At 37.6% G+C, this 17,949-nt stretch carries 15 protein-coding genes; 7 read left to right on the top strand and 8 right to left on the bottom strand.

The window, feature by feature from the left end:
* Positions 1–69 precede the first annotated feature (69 nt).
* A complete protein-coding gene (gene alaS, locus OK18_RS13980; RefSeq protein ID WP_053328374.1) occupies positions 70–2,673 on the bottom strand; it encodes an alanine--tRNA ligase in 2,604 nt (867 codons plus the stop codon).
* 313 nt (positions 2,674–2,986) lie between these two features.
* Between alaS and OK18_RS13985 the strand changes: the two genes are divergently transcribed.
* From OK18_RS13985 to msrB, 3 genes are all read left to right on the top strand, one after another.
* Positions 2,987–3,538, top strand: coding sequence for a sigma-70 family RNA polymerase sigma factor (locus tag OK18_RS13985; RefSeq protein ID WP_174441961.1), 552 nt, complete (start codon positions 2,987–2,989; stop codon positions 3,536–3,538).
* Positions 3,539–3,896: 358 nt separating this feature from the next.
* Positions 3,897–4,346 carry a DUF417 family protein gene (locus OK18_RS13995; RefSeq protein ID WP_053328376.1) on the top strand — a complete coding sequence of 150 codons (450 nt, stop codon included), beginning with the start codon at positions 3,897–3,899 and terminating at the stop codon, positions 4,344–4,346.
* Between the two features lie 14 nt (positions 4,347–4,360).
* A complete protein-coding gene (gene msrB, locus OK18_RS14000) occupies positions 4,361–5,458 on the top strand; it encodes a peptide-methionine (R)-S-oxide reductase MsrB (RefSeq protein WP_053329378.1) in 1,098 nt (365 codons plus the stop codon).
* 122 nt (positions 5,459–5,580) lie between these two features.
* Here msrB and OK18_RS14005 read toward each other — a convergent pair whose 3' ends face one another.
* A complete protein-coding gene (locus OK18_RS14005; protein ID WP_050021479.1) occupies positions 5,581–6,426 on the bottom strand; it encodes an ABC transporter permease in 846 nt (281 codons plus the stop codon).
* A gap of 2 nt (positions 6,427–6,428) precedes the next feature.
* Positions 6,429–7,331 carry an ABC transporter ATP-binding protein gene (locus OK18_RS14010; RefSeq protein WP_050021478.1) on the bottom strand — a complete coding sequence of 301 codons (903 nt, stop codon included), beginning with the start codon at positions 7,329–7,331 and terminating at the stop codon, positions 6,429–6,431.
* A 117-nt stretch (positions 7,332–7,448) separates the two neighbouring features.
* On the opposite strand from OK18_RS14010, the gene OK18_RS14015 reads away from it, so the two are divergent.
* From OK18_RS14015 to OK18_RS14025, 3 genes are all read left to right on the top strand, one after another.
* The gene (locus OK18_RS14015; RefSeq protein WP_053328377.1) at positions 7,449–8,801 is read left to right on the top strand and encodes an ATP-binding protein; all 1,353 of its coding nucleotides are present in this window, start codon (positions 7,449–7,451) and stop codon (positions 8,799–8,801) included.
* A 204-nt stretch (positions 8,802–9,005) separates the two neighbouring features.
* Positions 9,006–10,118, top strand: a complete 1,113-nt coding sequence (gene prfB, locus OK18_RS14020; protein ID WP_050021477.1) for a peptide chain release factor 2 — start codon at positions 9,006–9,008, stop codon at positions 10,116–10,118.
* 85 nt (positions 10,119–10,203) lie between these two features.
* On the top strand, positions 10,204–10,899 hold the full coding sequence (locus tag OK18_RS14025) for a DedA family protein (RefSeq protein WP_050021476.1): 696 nt from the start codon (positions 10,204–10,206) through the stop codon (positions 10,897–10,899).
* A 39-nt stretch (positions 10,900–10,938) separates the two neighbouring features.
* Here OK18_RS14025 and OK18_RS14030 read toward each other — a convergent pair whose 3' ends face one another.
* On the bottom strand, positions 10,939–11,808 hold the full coding sequence (locus OK18_RS14030) for an alpha/beta hydrolase (RefSeq protein WP_053328378.1): 870 nt from the start codon (positions 11,806–11,808) through the stop codon (positions 10,939–10,941).
* Between the two features lie 343 nt (positions 11,809–12,151).
* Between OK18_RS14030 and OK18_RS14035 the strand changes: the two genes are divergently transcribed.
* The gene (locus OK18_RS14035; protein WP_053328379.1) at positions 12,152–13,033 is read left to right on the top strand and encodes a DUF808 family protein; all 882 of its coding nucleotides are present in this window, start codon (positions 12,152–12,154) and stop codon (positions 13,031–13,033) included.
* Between the two features lie 97 nt (positions 13,034–13,130).
* Here the strand turns inward: OK18_RS14035 and dnaJ are convergent, their stop codons facing one another.
* The 4 genes from dnaJ to OK18_RS14055 all read right to left on the bottom strand — a co-directional run bounded on the left by dnaJ (position 13,131) and on the right by OK18_RS14055 (position 17,848).
* On the bottom strand, positions 13,131–14,246 hold the full coding sequence (gene dnaJ / locus OK18_RS14040) for a molecular chaperone DnaJ (RefSeq protein WP_050021473.1): 1,116 nt from the start codon (positions 14,244–14,246) through the stop codon (positions 13,131–13,133).
* A gap of 109 nt (positions 14,247–14,355) precedes the next feature.
* On the bottom strand, positions 14,356–14,892 hold the full coding sequence (locus tag OK18_RS14045; protein ID WP_053328380.1) for a nucleotide exchange factor GrpE: 537 nt from the start codon (positions 14,890–14,892) through the stop codon (positions 14,356–14,358).
* A 176-nt stretch (positions 14,893–15,068) separates the two neighbouring features.
* Positions 15,069–16,406 carry an Nramp family divalent metal transporter gene (locus OK18_RS14050; protein WP_050021472.1) on the bottom strand — a complete coding sequence of 446 codons (1,338 nt, stop codon included), beginning with the start codon at positions 16,404–16,406 and terminating at the stop codon, positions 15,069–15,071.
* Between the two features lie 110 nt (positions 16,407–16,516).
* On the bottom strand, positions 16,517–17,848 hold the full coding sequence (locus OK18_RS14055) for an OmpA family protein (RefSeq protein WP_053328381.1): 1,332 nt from the start codon (positions 17,846–17,848) through the stop codon (positions 16,517–16,519).
* Positions 17,849–17,949: the final 101 nt, after the last annotated feature.

Consider the following 17,949-nt stretch of genomic DNA (forward strand, 5'->3'; position numbering starts at 1 on the left):
ATTTGTATTTAAAAAAAAATCAGCGGTCAGATGAGACCGCTGATTTTGAAATGCTTAATGATAGTAATCTTAAATATTCAATGCTTTTTGGTATGCATTTTCCAATCCTGCAAGGTTTTTACCTCCCGCAGTGGCAAAACCAGGATTTCCGCCACCACCACCTTGAATTTCTTTAGCAAGATCTTTTACAATAGCTCCGGCCTGATAATCTGCAGCAAGGTCATCCGACACACCTACAGTAATCATTGGTTTTCCGTCTGCATCAGAAAGAATGACCGTTACAGAAGCCGGAATTTCTCTTTTCAGCTGGAATACGATATCTTTCACAGAACCGGCATCCAAAGAAGTTTTCTTGACTAAAAGCTGCTTATTGCCTTTCTGTTCGTAAGCATTTTTCCAATCACTGATTTCTCCTTTTGCCTTTTCTTTTTTAAGAGCATCCACTTCAGCTTTTAACGATGTGTTTTCTTCAATTAATTTTTCAATAGATCTTACAACATCCTTAGATTTTAACAACTGGGAAAGTTCAATGATCTGTTTTTCCAGATTGTTGAAATATTCTTCAGACTTATCACCGGAAATCGCTTCAATCCTTCTGATTCCTGCCGCAGCAGAACCTTCGGAAGTAATTTTGAAATGACCGATTTCGCTGGTATTTTTAACGTGAGTTCCCCCGCAAAGTTCTTTGGAACTTCCAAACTGGATCATTCTCACATTGTCACCATATTTTTCCCCAAACAAAGCCATTGCCCCTTTGTCCAGAGCCTCCTGAATAGGAATGCTTCTGAATTCCTGTAACGCAATGCTTTCTTTGATCTTTTTGTTTACTTTTTCTTCAATCAGTGCTAGTTCTTCCTCTGTCATTTTATTGAAGTGGGAAAAGTCGAAACGCAGATAATCCGGTCCCACATAAGATCCTTTTTGCTCTACGTGAGTTCCTAAAACTTCTCTTAAGGCTTCATGTAAAAGGTGCGTTACAGAGTGGTTCGCCTGAGAATTCTTTCTGTCGGCAGCGTTTACTTTAGCATAGAAAAGAGCACCTGCATCTTTAGGCAGACCATTGATTAAAGAAATGATCAGTCCGTTTTCTTTTTTAGTTTCTAAAACTTCAAAGCTTTCAGAAGCATTTTCCAGAACTCCTTTATCTCCAACCTGTCCACCTCCTTCAGGGTAGAATGGAGAGCTGCTTAATACCACCTGGTAAAATTCCCCGTCTTTGTTTTCTACTTTTCTGTATCTTGTAATATAGGTTTCAGATTCAATCTGATCATACCCTACGAAGTTTTCCGGCTTTTCTTCCAAAACAACCCAGTCATACACTTTCTGTGCAGAATCAGACTTGGAACGTTGTTTTTGTTTTTCCATTTCAGCTTTAAATCCGGCCTCATCAATTGTTAACCCTTTTTCCTCAGCAATAATTCTCGTCAGGTCATCAGGAAAACCATAGGTATCATATAATTCAAAGACTTCCTCGCTAGGTAATATTTTTGAATTCCCGGCAATCGTCTGCTGGATCAGCTTTTCTACCCTGATCAGACCGTTTTCAATTGTTTTTAAGAATGATTCTTCCTCACTTTTGATGACTTCGCCTACTAATTTTCCCTGTTTTTCAATTTCAGGGAAGAATTGTCCCATTTGTTCCTGAAGTACAGGAACCAGTTTATAAAGGAAAGGCTCTTTCATACCAAGGAATCTGTAAGCATAGGAAATAGCTCTTCTTAAGATTCTTCTGATAACGTATCCTGCACCACCGTTAGAAGGTAACTGGCCATCAGCAATAGCAAAAGAAACAGCCCTGATGTGGTCTACCACCACACGGATGGCAATATCTTTTTCATCCTCCAGGATACCGGTATATTTCTTACCTGAAAGCTCTTCCACTTTAGAAATCAACGGAGTGAAAACATCCGTATCATAGTTGGAGGATTTTCCCTGAAGCGCCATACATAAACGCTCGAAGCCCATTCCCGTATCCACATGCTGGGCAGGAAGTTTTTCTAAAGACTTATCTGCTTTTCTGTTGAATTCCATGAAAACCAGGTTCCATACTTCCACCACTTGTGGATGATCCTGATTTACCAGGGTAATCCCCGGAACAGCTGCTTTTTCTTCAGGGGTTCTCAGGTCGATATGAATCTCTGAACATGGGCCGCAAGGTCCGCTTTCACCCATTTCCCAGAAATTGTCTTTTTTATTTCCATTGATGATCCGGTCTTCAGCAATATGAGATTTCCAGAAATCAAAAGCATCCTGATCTCTCTCTAAATTTTCAGAAGCATCACCTTCAAAAATAGTTACATATAAATTCTCTTTTGGAATTCCATAAACTTCAGTCAGTAATTCCCAGGCAAAAGCAATAGCCTCTTTTTTAAAATAATCTCCAAAAGACCAGTTTCCTAACATCTCGAACATGGTGTGGTGGTAAGTATCTCTACCTACATCATCCAGGTCATTATGCTTTCCTGAAACTCTCAGACATTTCTGTGTATCGGCAATTCTAGGGGCGGTAGGTGTTTTGTAGCCTAAGAAAAAATCTTTGAACTGCGTCATTCCTGAGTTGGAAAACATAAGGGTAGGGTCGTCTTTCAGCACAATAGGAGCTGAAGGAACAATAAGGTGATCCTTACTTTTAAAATAATCTAAAAATTTTTGACGTATCTCTTGTGATGTCATAGTATTGCTTTTGCTTTTTTTAATATCAAATTTTGATAAGATGCAAATTTAAGGTTTTTAGGTGATTTTATATCAAATATTAGATATTTTCAAGCCATTTTATCAAATGGTTGACATAAACAATGAATCATGGTTTTTAATGGATCTGGTAATTTACCCTGGTAAGCAGATTCTTTCGCCTATTTAAACCTAACATGCTTTCAAAACCTGTTAGGCTTATGAAGTTGGAGATAACACTGATGAATTATAGCAAGTTTTGCTCACTTTAACTGCACAATTAAAAAAATCTTATCTTCGTTTAAATTAACTCGCAATGATGAAAAATGAGATTTTGAAAAGCTGGATAGAACAGTATTCTGCACCGCTTTTGAAGAAAGCTGTGTATATGCTTTCCAATAAAGAAGATGCTCAGGATGTAGTCCAGGAAGTTTTCCTTGCTGCATTTTCTTCTTATGATTCTTTTGAAGGAAAAAGTCAGCCTCTGACTTGGCTCATGTCCATTTTACAACGGAAAATTGCTGATTTCTACCGAAAAAAATACAAATCAGAACCGAACGTAAGACTCGATCACTTTTTTGACGAAACAGGCTCATGGAAAAATAATGATGTTTTGAATGACTGGGATGTATCCGCCAGAGAACCTGAGCTGCTAGATAATATAGATTTTAATAAAACATTAGAAGAATGTATCGAAGAATTGCCTTCCAGATGGAAAATTTTGTTAAAAATGTACTACATTGAAGAAAAAAAAGCACCCGAAGTGAGTCAGGAATTAGAGGTTTCTACGACTAACCTTTGGAAGATCTTACAAAGAGCCCGGATGCAGCTTAGAGAATGTCTGGAGATGAACTGGTTTTCAAAATAATAAATGACTGAAATGTTAAAAAAAATTGTACACCTGCTTTTTTTGTCATGTAGTGAGGCTACTTTACTGATGGAAAAGCGCAATGCCCAATCTATTTCTGCCGGAGAGAACAGAAAACTCAGTATACACCTGATAATTTGCAAATGGTGCAGGATGTATAATAAAAAACTGGCTTTTTTGGATCACATATTCCGAAAAATTTTTTCTAAAAGAGAAAGTGAAATTAATGAATCTGATATTCAGGATTTTAAAAATAAAATGTTCGAAAAATTAGATTTTTAAGAAAATTTTGTCAGGATTTTGAAACGTTGCCGACTATACTTCTGAACAATAAGTATAATTCAAAATCTTACAACACATGATCGCAACAACATCTGAATCTGCCAATCATTCAACGTACAAATCAGGATATTATGTTTCTCTTTTCGGCGCAGCCCTGATTCTGCTCTGGATTGGTATCTTCAAATTTACTCCTACTGAAGCCGCTGCAATAAAGCCTTTGGTTGAAAACCATTTTCTAACTTTTTTCGTATACAAAATAATGAGTGTTCAGACAGTGTCAAACCTGATCGGAACGATAGAAATTATCATTGCCTTACTGTTGGTATTTAGTGCGAAATTTGCTGTACTGAAAAGATATGCCGGAATAGGGATGATTGTAACGTTTCTGGTAACATTGAGTTATCTGTTTACAACGCCGGGAATATGGAAAATAGTAGATGGAATTCCGGTTACAGATTTTTTCATCTTAAAAGATCTTATGTTTTTAGGATTTGGATTGATGGTATTTCAAAGTAATACAAAATGAATAAAAAGCTAGATATGAAAAATATATTAATAGTACTCGGGATAGTTCTGGGTATTGCAGTCTTTGCTGCAGGCTCCGGGTTTTTCAGACATGCAAAACCTAAAGTAGTAATAAAAGAAAAAGAAAATCAGGAAATTATGGATAATAAAAATGTCAGAGAAGTTTATTTTGCAGGAGGGTGTTTTTGGGGTACAGAACATTTCTTCCAACAGATTCGTGGGGTAGTAGGAACGGAAGTAGGATATGCCAACGGTAATACCCAAAATCCTACCTATGAAGAAGTAGTAAGTCACACCACAGGTTTTGCAGAAACGGTAAAAGTGAAATATGATCCTGAACAAGTAGATCTGAAATTGCTGATTGATCTGTATTTCAAGACAATTGATCCTACAAGTATAGACAAACAGGGAAATGACAGGGGGAACCAATACAGAACCGGGATTTATTTTACCAATAAAGAAGATGAAGCCGTGATCAAAGGAGAAGTTCAGAAACTGGCAAAAAACTATAGTAAACCGGTAGTGGTGGAGACCATTCCTTTGAAAAACTTCTATAAAGCAGAGGACTATCACCAGGATTATCTGGATAAAAATCCGGGGGGCTATTGTCATATTGAGCCCGGTCTTTTTGAAATGGCCAAAAAAGCAAACCCGCTTCCTGAAACAACCTATCAGAAACAGGATAAAAAGATTTTAAAAGAAAAACTTACCGCAGAACAGTACAACGTTACCCAGGAAAATGGTACGGAAAGACCTTTCCAAAATGAATACTGGAATGAAACCCGCGAAGGAATCTATGTAGATATTACAACAGGAGAACCTTTGTTTGTTTCAACGGATAAATTCGAATCAGGTTGTGGATGGCCAAGCTTTTCAAAACCTATTACCAAAAGCCTGATTGAAGAAAAACTGGACCGTTCTCACGGTATGGACAGGGTGGAGGTAAGAAGCAAAACAGGAGATGCCCACCTTGGACATGTTTTTACAGATGGTCCGCAGGACAAAGGAGGACTCCGCTATTGTATCAACAGTGCTTCACTGAAATTTATTCCAAAAGCGGAAATGGAAAAAAAAGGGTACGGAAAATACCTTCCGTTGTTAGATAAAAAGTAAGATGAAAAAAAGGCTGCCAACAGGCAGTCTTTTTTTGATAATACTTCAAAAACTTAAACCAAAAAAAAGTGATCCGGAACGAATCACTTTAAAAACAATTTTAGTAATGGTTTATGAAAAGTTTACCAATCTCTTTTTTTCAGAATCCAATACGATCCGAAAATGAAAACAGCACTCCAGACCAGACAGGCGATAAGGCTTTCTGCAGGGTAATGGAATTCATATTTTACCCCCATCATTTTAGCCATATTTAATCGCATCATCGGATTAGGAATAAGGCTGGACATACTTTCCAACGGTAAAAGATGGGTTATAAAAAAATCATGTTGCAGCACCTCGTTTCTTTGTGGGCCCTGCATTCCTTTTACTTTATAAAAAACTTCTAAAGCCGTTAAAATGCTTTCCACAATCCAGAAAACAAAAAAAGCAAGGAATACAAAAATTGATTTTCTCAGCAAAACGGAAAGAAACAGTAGAAAACAAAAGAAAGTAAACAGTTTAACAAAGTAATTTCCAATGAAAAAAATCTCTCCGAAAACTTTAGCAGATTCTGTCGTTTTTGAATATTGATATCCCAGAAACATTGTAATCCCAAATACAATGAGAGTAGAGGTAATGGTAAAAATACTGATGGTCAATAATTTTGAAGTAATGAATTCTTTCCGGCTTAATCCGTCAATAGTATTCTGCTTAAACATCCGGTTGCTGAATTCCTGTGAAATGGAGAATACAATAATCAATCCCAGGAAAATTTTCAATAAAGCTACAATCCATGTGGTAAAGTTCCATATTTCAGGAAAATTATAGATGCCTTCCTCTTTTAAATTAACGGTGCCGCCAAAAAGGTCAAAATCTACCAATCCAATAAAAAGCAAGGCAATAAGAATAGCAAAATAAAGGATGCTAAAAACTTTGAATGGCTTATAGTTCAGGTTTTTATAGTACTCCAGTTTTAGTAATTTGATCATGATTAATTTGTGTTTTTTACAAGTTCAAGGAATTGAGATTCAAGAGACAGTTTTTTCCTGGTTAAATGGGATAGGAAAATTCCCTTTTCAACCAGCTTTTGATTCAATGCAGATGCCGAAATTGAAGCGTCATCACGGATCTGTGCCTTGATAAGATCCCCATCCTGTTTGATGGAAGTGAACCATTGAAATTCGTTCAGTATGTTTAAAAGCAAGGTGTTATTGTCTGCCTTAAGCTCAAAATATCCATTATTGGAAGTCATCTCATCCACTCTTCCACAATAGATGGAATTTCCTTCCTTTAGCACAATAACATGACTGCATATTTTTTCAATTTCATCCAGAAGATGACTGGCAATAATGATCGTAATACCTTGTTTTGCAATATTGTTAATGATCTCCCTGATCTGAATAATGCCTTCCGGATCCAGGCCGTTTGTGGGTTCATCCAGAATCAGAACTTCCGGATTGTTCAGCATAGCCGAAGCAATGGCAAGGCGCTGCTTCATTCCCAGGGAATATGTTCTAAAAGGATCTTTTCGCCTTTCAAATAAATTGACCGTTTGTAAAACCTCTTCAATTCTTGAATACGGCGTCCCCTTAATTTCAGCAACAATTTTAAGGTTGGTTTCAGCACTCAGGTATGGATAAAAATTGGGTTGCTCGATAATGGCTCCAATTTTCTTTAAAGTTTCGGAATCTGTTCCTTTCCTGCCAAACCAATACCAGTCTCCACTTGTAGGATTAATGGTGGAAAGAAGCATTCCGAACGTTGTTGATTTTCCGCTTCCGTTGGGGCCCAGGAGCCCATATACATTACCTTTTTCGACATCAAAAGAAATGTTGTTAACAACCACTCTTTTGAATTTTTTCGTCAGATTCTTTACGGATAAAATTTTTTCCATGTAATTTGTTTTACATAGTAGTAGTCTATATTAATTATAAAATGTTACACAATTATCATAAATCAATTTACTTTTAATAGTAAATACATTAAATTTGATTGAATTAATGAAGACTTTATGAAATTAATTGAACTTGCAGAAGAATTACAGGTTACTGCAGAAGCCATTAAACAATTTATACAGGATTTTGACCTTGAACTGGTGGATTGTATCAGCACTAACTTTGAAGTAAAAGGAGATTTTGAAAAATTTGCCCGTGAAAATGTAGATTTTTTAAGGTTGTATGAAAAAGACCTGGATAAAAACAAAACAGTGGAACAGATTGCTGAGGTGATTAATCAGCCCAAAGATAAGATTGAAAAAGCCATAAAGGATCACACCCCGAATATTTTTGACAATGGACTTTTTAAATCTTCCATTTCAAGCTATGGAATTGATAATAAATTGGGCGGAAACTATCAGTTTGTCTACGATTATTTCGGGCATAAAACCAGTTTGCAGAAAAGAGACTTTATAGGTTACCGGGACTTATTCTTTTACATATCCTCAGTTTTGGAGCCTTTCCTTAATCCACAGCAGATAAAAGACTGGGGGATCAACAGACCTGCCGGAATTATTGTATATGGGCCACCGGGAAGCGGTAAAATTTTCTGGGCTAATAAAATTGCTGAAATCATAGGCTACCAGTTTAAAGAAGTTAAAAAACATTATCTGGGAACTTCCTTGGTTGACGGTAATGAAGTCAACTTCAACGATTTTCTGGTTTCGATGATGAGCGAAAATAAAATGCTGCTTTTCCTTGATGATTTTGATGAAATTATGATGCAGAGAAAAGCTGAAACGGATATAGCATCCTGTAACCTTGAAGCGCAGGAACTGATCCTTCATTATATAGGGAAATTTGAAAAAGAAGGAGTTCTTATGGTGGGTTCTGCCAATTCTGTTTCGGAAATTGATGAAGAAGTGCTGGCACCGGGTAGGTTTGATGTGATGATTCCTATATTTCCTCCTAATGCCGGAGAACGTTCTGAAATTATTTTATATGCCATGACAAAAGGACTTGAAGAAGACTCTTTACTGTATAAAATACTCAAAAACAATAAGGCGGATAAAGTTCCCTTCTGGCATGATGTATCTTCCAAAATGAAAGCTTTTAGCAATACTATGCTGATCGATTTTACACAAAGTCTGAAAAAAAGGATTAAAAACCTTTACCAGAGAACCAGGAATGAAAAACTTAAGATTGATCAGAATCTGCTCAATGCCGCATTAAGAGATGCTGCAGGAAAACTCACAGAGGAATATCTTGATCAGGTAGCGCGTTTTCTGGCAGACGTTATTATCAATAATCTGGATGAATTCCGGTTTAGAATCCAGGCCCTGAGAAATGAGCTGGAAACCTATAAAGTGGTGGAAAAACCGCAAAGAGCGATTGGGTTCCAGCACAATGGAGAAGAAGACAAAGGATAAGTTTCAGGCTGGGAGTTTGAAAAATAAAGAGCTGGGAAGCGATAGAATATAAAATTACTAATTGACGGAGTTCGAAAATTAAATATAAAAAGCCGGAAGTTACTTTCAGTTTAATTTTATTTGAAGTTATATCCCGGCTCTAACTCCTCATTCAATCTCTTTCTACTCTCAAAGAATTCCTTATTTTTGCAAAAAGAAAAATTCGTGATTAACAGCGATCAGATAAAAGAAATTCAATCCAGGATTGAAGATTTACACAGATACCTTCAGATTGAAAAAAAGAAAATAGAAATTGCCAATGATGATGAAAAAACGGCAGCCCCTGAGTTCTGGGATAACCCTAAAGCAGCTGAAGCATTTTTAAAACAGCTCCGCTCCAAGAAAAAATGGGTGGAAAGCTATGATGAAATTCAGGCACAGTTTGAAGATTTGCAGGTTCTAGCCGATTTTGCCAAAGAAGATCCCGATTCTGAAAAAGAATTGGACGAAACCTTTCCGTTATTGGTAGAAAAAATAGAAGACCTGGAGTTTAAAAACATGCTTTCCAATGAAGGGGATGAGCTTTCTGCCGTACTTCAGATCACTGCCGGGGCCGGAGGAACGGAAAGCTGTGACTGGGCTTCTATGCTGATGAGAATGTATACCATGTGGGCAGAAAAACAAGGCTATAAAATCCGTGAACTGAACTTCCAGGAAGGGGATGTGGCAGGAGTAAAAACCGTTACCCTGGAGATTGAAGGAGAATATGCTTTCGGATACCTGAAAGGAGAAAACGGAGTACACCGGTTGGTAAGGATTTCACCGTTTGACAGCAATGCAAAACGCCACACAAGCTTTGTTTCCGTATATGTTTATCCATTGGTAGATGATACCATAGAGATCAACATTAACCCGGCTGATATCAGCTTTGAAACAATGAGAGCTTCGGGAGCCGGAGGACAGAACGTAAACAAAGTGGAAACTGCTGTACGTCTTCGCCACGCACCTACAGGAATTATTATTGAAAACTCGGAATCCCGCTCACAGCTCCAGAATAAAGAAAAGGCCATGCAGCTCCTTCGTTCAAGATTATACGAAATGGAACTGGAAGAGCGGATGAAAGCCAGAAATGAAATCGAAGCCAATAAAATGAAAATCGAATGGGGCAGCCAGATCAGGAATTACGTAATGCATCCTTATAAATTGGTAAAAGATGTACGCTCAGGCCATGAAACATCAGATGTGGATGCTGTAATGAATGGTAATATCACTCCGTTTTTAAAAGCATTCCTAATGGCTGATGGAACGGCCGTTTCCGATGATGACCTGAACCTATAAATATCATGCCTGATTTTAGTTAAAATCTTATAATTAATTTTTGTTTCAGACATTTTAGACTTATTTTTGTTGTACATCGATATATATGGAAGATTTCAATAGCTGGAAGGATTTATTAAACCCGGAGTTTTATATTAAAATGGGAGGGTTTTGGCTTATTTTATTTATAGTTTTTGCTGAAACAGGTCTTTTTGTAGGATTTTTTCTACCTGGAGACTCTTTATTGTTTGTTTCGGGAATTTATGCCGTTGAAATCATCAAAGAGACTTTTGGCTCCACAGGGAGCGATTTTTTGGATACAACCCTTTTAGCATCAGGAGTAGCAATTGCAGCTATTATAGGAAATGAAGTAGGATATTATTTTGGAAGAAAAACGGGTCCTGCTTTGTATAAAAGACCGGATTCTATGCTCTTTAAGAAAAAGTACCTGTACCAGGCGCATGATTTTTTTGAAAAACATGGTGCGCTGGCAATCATTATGGCAAGATTTTTACCGGTGGTAAGAACATTTACTCCCATAGTTGCGGGTATTGTAAAAATGGATAAAAAAGAATTTTTGAGAGACAATGTCATTGGAGCAGTCCTATGGTCTTTTATTTTGATCTTCGCAGGCCACTACCTGGACAAATTATTTATGGAACAGTTTGGTGTCAATCTTAAAGAAAAGCTGGAGTATATCATCATTGTTATTGTATTGATTACAACACTTCCGGTGATTATCAAATTTATGTTCGGTAAAAAGGATGATTTATCCAAATACGAAAACAAAGATTTTGAATAAAAGTTATATAAAATATATAGATAGCCTGCTTAAAGCGGGCTATTTTTTTATCCATTCCAGAATATTCGGATAGATAATGCTGTCTCTTTTTCTTTTATTGAAGATCCTTGGAACATGGCCCGTTCTTTCCATAAAGACAAACTTATGCGGTACATTCAGTCGGGTAAGCGCAGAATCCATGGCAATTCCCTGATGCTGGCTCACCAAAATATCCTGATTTCCCTGGAATAAAAGGGTAGGAACATCAGTAATATTGGCGATAGGACTGGCTTCTTTAAAAGCTTCGGAAATCTTTTTACGGTCAAATGGAATTCCCACCATTTTCTGAATGGTAGGTGATGTATATCTGGAGTAAAAGGAATTTAAGTAGTCAGGACTGTAAAAATCTGTAGGCCCGCTTAACGAAATGATTTTCTTAATCTGGTCAGGATGTTGATATCCATATAACAGCGCCAGATGTCCTCCGGCACTTTCGCCAAGGATAATATAATTATTGGGGAGAAGCTCTGCCTTTTCGGTTAAAGAATTAAACTGCTCAATAGCCAGGGCTATATCGTCAAGCTGCTCTTTATAGGTTATTTTCTTTTTCCTGGATACCAATCTGTAGTTCATGTTAATGCTCGGAATATTATTCTTGAAAAGCATTTTCTGAATCTGGATCATGTGTTCTTTTTTCCCCAATGTCCATGCACCTCCATGCACGATGAGAAGGACAGGTGAATCTGACGGGTAATTCTTAGGGAGAAAAATATCCATTTTCTGCCTTTTATGCTTACCGTATTTCAAATTATAAATTTTCTGCTGACCTTCCGGGCCTACCCAGACTCTGAATTTCGTATTGCAGGATTGCAACAGGAAACCGATGCATCCCATAGCGAAAAAATGATACCTGAGAATGAGTCTTTTCATTAATTAAATATACTGAAATTCGATTGATTATGGATCAGATTTTCTCCTTTTTTGAAAACAAAAGAGATTTCAGCATCATCATCCTGCAGTAAAAATAGGCCCTCTTTTCAGCCAGCATTTTACCTTAGAACGGTTATCATTCCGGATAACATAAAAATATCCTAAAGCAAATACATGATTGGTGCCACGTAATATCAGGTCAAATCAGTAAAAAGAAGTAGGCTTTTGCTCATATCCACATACTGCGTCGAAAATATTTTAAATTAATAGCCAGAAATAAATAAAAATAGATTTTAATATTTATTTTTGCTGAACTTAACAGAGATTAAAAAAATATTAAAATATGGCATCAGGCTTTTTTGCAATTTTAGATGATATTGCAGCATTGATGGATGATGTTGCCGTTACCAGTAAAATAGCAACACAGAAAACGGCAGGAATATTAGGTGATGATTTAGCGGTAAATGCAGAGAAAGCTACGGGCTTTCTTTCTTCCAGAGAGATTCCGGTTTTATGGGCTATTACGAAAGGATCATTTATCAATAAGCTGATTATTCTTCCTATTGCTTTCCTGTTGAACTGGCTTTACAAACCGGCTATTGAAATAATCCTTATTTTGGGAGGAATATATCTGGCTTTTGAAGGAGTGGAAAAAATCATTGAATTTCTATTTCATCGTTCCAAAAAAGGGCACGAAGTTATAGAAGAAAGTAAAATAGAAGAGAACTCGGAAGTGTCCGAGAAAGCCAAAATCAATTCTGCTATCAGAACAGATTTTATTCTTTCTATTGAAATTGTGATTATCGCTTTGGGAACGGTAATTCAAGAGAATCATCCGCTATTAACCCAGATTCTTACGGTAACTTTCGTGTCATTTATAGCTACTGTAGGGGTATATGGAATTGTAGCCCTTATTGTAAGAATGGATGATGCTGGTTTTAGCCTAATCAGAAAAAGTCATGATAAAGGTTTCTTTTCAAAACTGGGTCATTTACTGGTAAAAGCATTACCTGTAATTATTAAATTATTGGGAATTGTAGGAACCATTGCCCTTATCCTGGTTTCAGGAGGTATTTTTTCACACAATATTCATTATCTGCATGACTTGCTTCCAACCTGGCCATCAATGCTTAAAGAATTTACTTTCGGAATTATAGGCGGACTGGCTGCAGTAGCTGTTTTTACCGTTGGGAAGGCAGTATATTCATTAGCTACGAAGAAATAGAATTTTACATCGAAATAAAAAAACATCCTGTACTCAGAAAAAGTACAGGATATTTTTTTATAACTTTTAAATAAAAAGAGACCCTAAGGCCTCTATATTAGTTGAATAAATCTTTCACTTTATCAAAAAAAGTTTTTTCCTTGCCTGAAGGTTCTGCAACCATTTCCCCGCTGGACATCTGCTTTTCAAAGAAATCTTTCTGTTCCTTCGTAAGCTTTTGTGGAGTCCATACATTAATGTGGATAAACATATCTCCTTTTCCGTAACTGTCGATGCTCGGCAGCCCTTTTCCGGCAAGCCTTAAAATCTTTCCGGATTGTGTTCCCGGGTCAACGGTGATTTTTACTTTTCCACCTACGGTAGGAACCTCTTTTTTAGTTCCTAATGCTGCTTCAGCAAAAGATACGTATAATTCCTGGTGAAGATTGTCGCCTTCTCTTTTGATGGTTGGATCTACTTCTTCTTCAATGATAACCAATAAGTCACCCGGAGTTCCACCAAATGGAGCATCATTTCCTTTTCCTCGCACGTTTAGCTGGATTCCGTCTCTGGCACCGGCAGGAATGTTAATGCTGATTTCTTCTTCATCTTTGATAAGACCCTGTGCATTGGCACCGGCAGGAATTTTATCAGCAACCTTTCCGATTCCCTGACAAGTACCACAAGTGGTTTGAGTCTGCATCTGGCCAAACATCGTGTTCATTACTTTAATCTGAACACCGGAACCGTTACAGGTAGGGCATGTTTTTGATGTGGCACCTTCCGCCATCTTCATTTTTTTTACTTTGATGGTCTTCTGGGTTCCGTTTACCATTTCCTCAAGGTTCAGCTTGATTCTGATTCTTAAATTAGAACCTTTCACCTGCTGACGGCCGCCGCCGCCTCCAAAGCCTCCGAAACCACCACCGAAAATATCCCCGAACTGGCTGAAAATGTCTTCCATATTCATTCCGCCTCCGAAGCCTCCGCCTCCGAAACCACCATTTCCTCCCAATCCGGCATGACCGAACTGATCATATCTGGCGCGCTTCTGGTCGTCACTTAATACTTCATATGCTTCAGCAGCTTCTTTAAATTTTTCTTCAGCCTGTTTATCCCCGGGATTTTTATCCGGGTGATATTTAATGGCCATTTTTCGGTATGCTTTTTTTATTTCGTCGGCCGATGCAGACTTGCTGATCTCGAGGACCTCGTAATAATCTCTTTTTGACATGACTTTCTATTCTATAATCGATGATTGATAAATGATAAAAGATATTAAAATTCAAGTAATAAAGGATTATTATCCATCAATTATCACTCATCATTTATCATTTATAATACTAGTTTCCTGTTACTACCTTTGCAAAACGGATTACTTTATCATTTAAAGTGTATCCTGTTTCAATAACATCTACAATTTTACCTTTCAGATCTTCTGACGGAGCAGGGATCTGGGTAATGGCTTCGTGGAAGTCTACATTGAAATTATCTCCTGCCTTTACCTCCATGGTTTTCAACCCTTTTTCGCCAAGTTTATTTTTAAATTTCTGGTAGATTAACTCTACTCCCTGTAAGTCAGCCGGATTACCATTTTTAGCGATTTCCTTTAATGCTCTTTCAAAATCATCCAAAACACCCAGCATAGATACCATCATGTCCTGATTGGCATATTGGAAGAATTCCATTTTTTCTTTTGCCGTTCTTTTTTTATAGTTTTCGAATTCGGCATATAATCTGATATAACGGTCCTTTTCTTCTGCCAAAAGGTCTTCTGCAGAAGGAGTATCTGTCACATTGTCCTCAGACGTTGTGGAGTTCTGAACTTTGTTTTCTTCCTGATTATTGATGCTTTCTTCGTTAATATCCTGATTTTCCATAATTCAATATTTATTTACACAATTGTTTGACAAAGAGTCTGCCAAATAAAAAAATCAGGACATTAAGGCAGAAAAAGGAGGGAGGGTAGAATTGAAAGTAAAAAGCTGAATGTAAATGTCAAGTGATTTTGTTACTACTGTGGTAATTTTCAGCTTTTCCATTATTTAGATCTCATTTATTGTTCCCCCGTTAATGTCTGGTATAGCAGATATACATTCAGAACAATGATGATCCCCGAAATGATCCAGGCACCTACTTTTAAAAATGGTTTGTTGACAAACTCTCCCATTTTAGCTTTATCATTGGTAAACATTACCAAAGGGACTACCGCAAAACTTAATTGCATGGATAAAATCACCTGGCTCAGCACCAATAAATCAGTTGTTCCCTGTTCTCCATAAAGAATAGCCACGATAAGGGCCGGAATAACGGCAATAAGTCTGGTAATGAGCCTTCTCAACCAAGGTTTTAACCGGATATTTAAGAATCCTTCCATTACGATTTGCCCGGCAAGCGTCCCGGTAAGCGTTGAATTTTGCCCTGATGCCAGTAATGCAATAGCAAATGCAATACTTGCCATTGAAGCTCCTAAAATAGGAGTTAACATTTTATAGGCGTCATGAATATCTGCAACATGCTCATTACCGGTGGTATGGAACGTAGCAGCAGCCAGGATAAGAATGGCCCCATTGATGAAAAAAGCAAGCATCAGAGATACCGTACTGTCTAAAGTAGCAAATTTTATAGCTTCTTTTTTTCCCTCTGTGTCACGAGTGTAATCACGGGTTTGGATAATACTGCTGTGAAGGTACAGGTTATGAGGCATAACGGTTGCCCCCAATATTCCGATGGCTATATAAAGCATGGCCGGATTCTGAATAATTTCTTTCTGAGGAACTAATCCCCCCAGAATTTCAGTAAAAGCAGGCTGGGAAATAATAATTTCATAAATAAAGCATGCGAGAATAACGAAAATAAGTCCGCCTACAATGCTTTCAATCCAGCGGAAGCCTTTGGCCTGAAGCAAAAGAATAATCAGTACATCTATGGTGGTGATGACAATACCCCAGGTGAGCGGTATATGAAATAACAGATTGAGGGCAATTGCCGATCCTATTACCTCAGCGAGATCACAGGCAGCAATGGCTATTTCACAGAATACCCAAAGGATAAAATTGGTTGCAGGACTAAAATGGTCCCTACAGGCTTGTGCCAGGTCCCTTTCAGTAGCTACTCCCAATTTCAGGGATAAATGCTGAAGAACCATGGCGAAAATATTGGAAATAAGAATTACCGAAAGCAAAGTATATCCAAACTGTGCTCCGCCGGCAATATCGGTTGCCCAGTTCCCCGGATCCATATAGCCGACAGCAATCATTAATCCGGGGCCCGTAAAAGCCAGATACTTTCTCCAGAAAGAACCTTTTTTAGGTACTTTTATTGAAGAATAAACTTCCGGTAATGAATGGGCTGTTTTATCTTTTCGCCAGGCGCTCTTTAATTTTAAATTCATGAATGTTAGAAATGACTAACAAATTTAATTAAATAAATGTAAACAAAAAAATTAAGGGATAAAAAAATCCCGGAAATCACTTTCCGGGATCTAATTTATTCAGTCTAAGATTATTTTGCAAATCTTACTGCCATTTTTCTGTCAGAAGCTCTTTCAGCATCAGAAGCTTTTGCATCTACTTTAGCAAATTTACTTCCGTATCCTTCAGCCTCAAGCACCTGAGCGCCTACTCCGGCTTTTACTAAAGCAGCTTTGATGTATTCAGCTCTTTCCTTGGAAAGTTTAACATTAGCAGCCTCGTTACCTGTTTTATCTGTATAGCCTCCGATTTTGATTTTTGCATCTGGGAAAGCTTTTAAAATAGCGACCAGGTTATCCAATTGTCCCTGAGAACCTGCTTCCAGTTCTGTAGCGCTTCCCATTTTGAAATTGACATGGTCAAAGTCATACCATTTATCTTTCAGGGCAGCATCATCAGCGGCGTTTTTGTATCCGTCAGATTTCAGGAATGCAATCATCTGATCTTCCATTCCTCCTTTGTACCCTTTTAGAGTTACTCCGTTAAGATCAATATTTTCATCAGTTCTGGCCGGTGCGGTAGTCGGAGCAGTAGTATCTGTCGATGTCTGAACGGTAGCCGTGTCTGTAGCCATCCCTGTTGAGTCAGCTGATGTAGTGGTAGTAGTGGTATTTTGTTTTTTGTCGCACTGCTTCCATAAGAAATAGGCAGCTGCAATCAATAATAAAAGCGGAAGCAACCATTTCCAGATTGAACCTCCGCCTTGATTATTGTTATTATTATTAAATTGTTCTCTTATTTCTCTGGCTCCTTCAGAAACATTTTCCCTGGCTGTAGCTACACCTTCGGCAAGATTATCTTTAGCCGTGGATGCTACTGAAGAAACGTTTTCCTTAGCCTGTCCAAACCAATTCTCAGCTCCTAAACCAAAAGAAGCTAAAGAAAGACCTGCCGGCAATAACGAAGAGACAATGCCTTTTTGGTCATTCAGTAGACTGGAAATACCTGATGGGCCGAGATTATTATCTGCAGCGTATTTTCCGATAGTGCCTACCGTAGCTCCGGTCACCAGATTTAACAAAGAACCTGCAGAATTATTGCTGATTCCTGAAAAAGTGGCAATGGAGTTCACTAATCCGCCTATCTTGTCTCCAAAAATTGAAGATAATAAAGTGGTGATAATAGGGCTATTGGAAGTTCCTCCTAATAAATTCCCCAAAATCCCGCTTGAAGAGGCTTTCGTGATAGCATCCAAAACGCCAGGATTGTCTGCGTTATTGGCCAATCCACCTACTACTGCAGGCAATAAGCCGCCAATTGCTTTAGAAATACCAGATTCGCTTTCTCCAAATTGTGATGCAGCTTGTGTTACTAAAGCGGGACCTAATTGTCCTTTAATTAAATCAATGACATTTAAAGACATAATAATAAATTTTTTTAGATTAATGTTGTGATAAATTTAAACAAAAATCTGTCAAAATGCCACTTTTTTTTGAATATTTCTTTAAAATTTAACGAAGTTTT

This window comes from Chryseobacterium gallinarum (genome assembly GCF_001021975.1).
Classification (GTDB): domain Bacteria; phylum Bacteroidota; class Bacteroidia; order Flavobacteriales; family Weeksellaceae; genus Chryseobacterium; species Chryseobacterium gallinarum.

Bases quoted from the DNA above. Each gene is read 5' to 3' on its own strand.
- alaS (WP_053328374.1), bottom strand. From the start codon at position 2,673: ATGACATCACAAGAGATACGTCAAAAATTTTTAGATTATTTTAAAAGT.
- OK18_RS13985 (WP_174441961.1), top strand. From the start codon at position 2,987: ATGATGAAAAATGAGATTTTGAAAAGCTGGATAGAACAGTATTCTGCA.
- OK18_RS13995 (WP_053328376.1), top strand. From the start codon at position 3,897: ATGATCGCAACAACATCTGAATCTGCCAATCATTCAACGTACAAATCA.
- msrB (WP_053329378.1), top strand. From the start codon at position 4,361: ATGAAAAATATATTAATAGTACTCGGGATAGTTCTGGGTATTGCAGTC.
- OK18_RS14005 (WP_050021479.1), bottom strand. From the start codon at position 6,426: ATGATCAAATTACTAAAACTGGAGTACTATAAAAACCTGAACTATAAG.
- OK18_RS14010 (WP_050021478.1), bottom strand. From the start codon at position 7,331: ATGGAAAAAATTTTATCCGTAAAGAATCTGACGAAAAAATTCAAAAGA.
- OK18_RS14015 (WP_053328377.1), top strand. From the start codon at position 7,449: ATGAAATTAATTGAACTTGCAGAAGAATTACAGGTTACTGCAGAAGCC.
- OK18_RS14025 (WP_050021476.1), top strand. From the start codon at position 10,204: ATGGAAGATTTCAATAGCTGGAAGGATTTATTAAACCCGGAGTTTTAT.
- OK18_RS14030 (WP_053328378.1), bottom strand. From the start codon at position 11,808: ATGAAAAGACTCATTCTCAGGTATCATTTTTTCGCTATGGGATGCATC.
- OK18_RS14035 (WP_053328379.1), top strand. From the start codon at position 12,152: ATGGCATCAGGCTTTTTTGCAATTTTAGATGATATTGCAGCATTGATG.
- dnaJ (WP_050021473.1), bottom strand. From the start codon at position 14,246: ATGTCAAAAAGAGATTATTACGAGGTCCTCGAGATCAGCAAGTCTGCA.
- OK18_RS14045 (WP_053328380.1), bottom strand. From the start codon at position 14,892: ATGGAAAATCAGGATATTAACGAAGAAAGCATCAATAATCAGGAAGAA.
- OK18_RS14050 (WP_050021472.1), bottom strand. From the start codon at position 16,406: ATGAATTTAAAATTAAAGAGCGCCTGGCGAAAAGATAAAACAGCCCAT.
- OK18_RS14055 (WP_053328381.1), bottom strand. From the start codon at position 17,848: ATGTCTTTAAATGTCATTGATTTAATTAAAGGACAATTAGGTCCCGCT.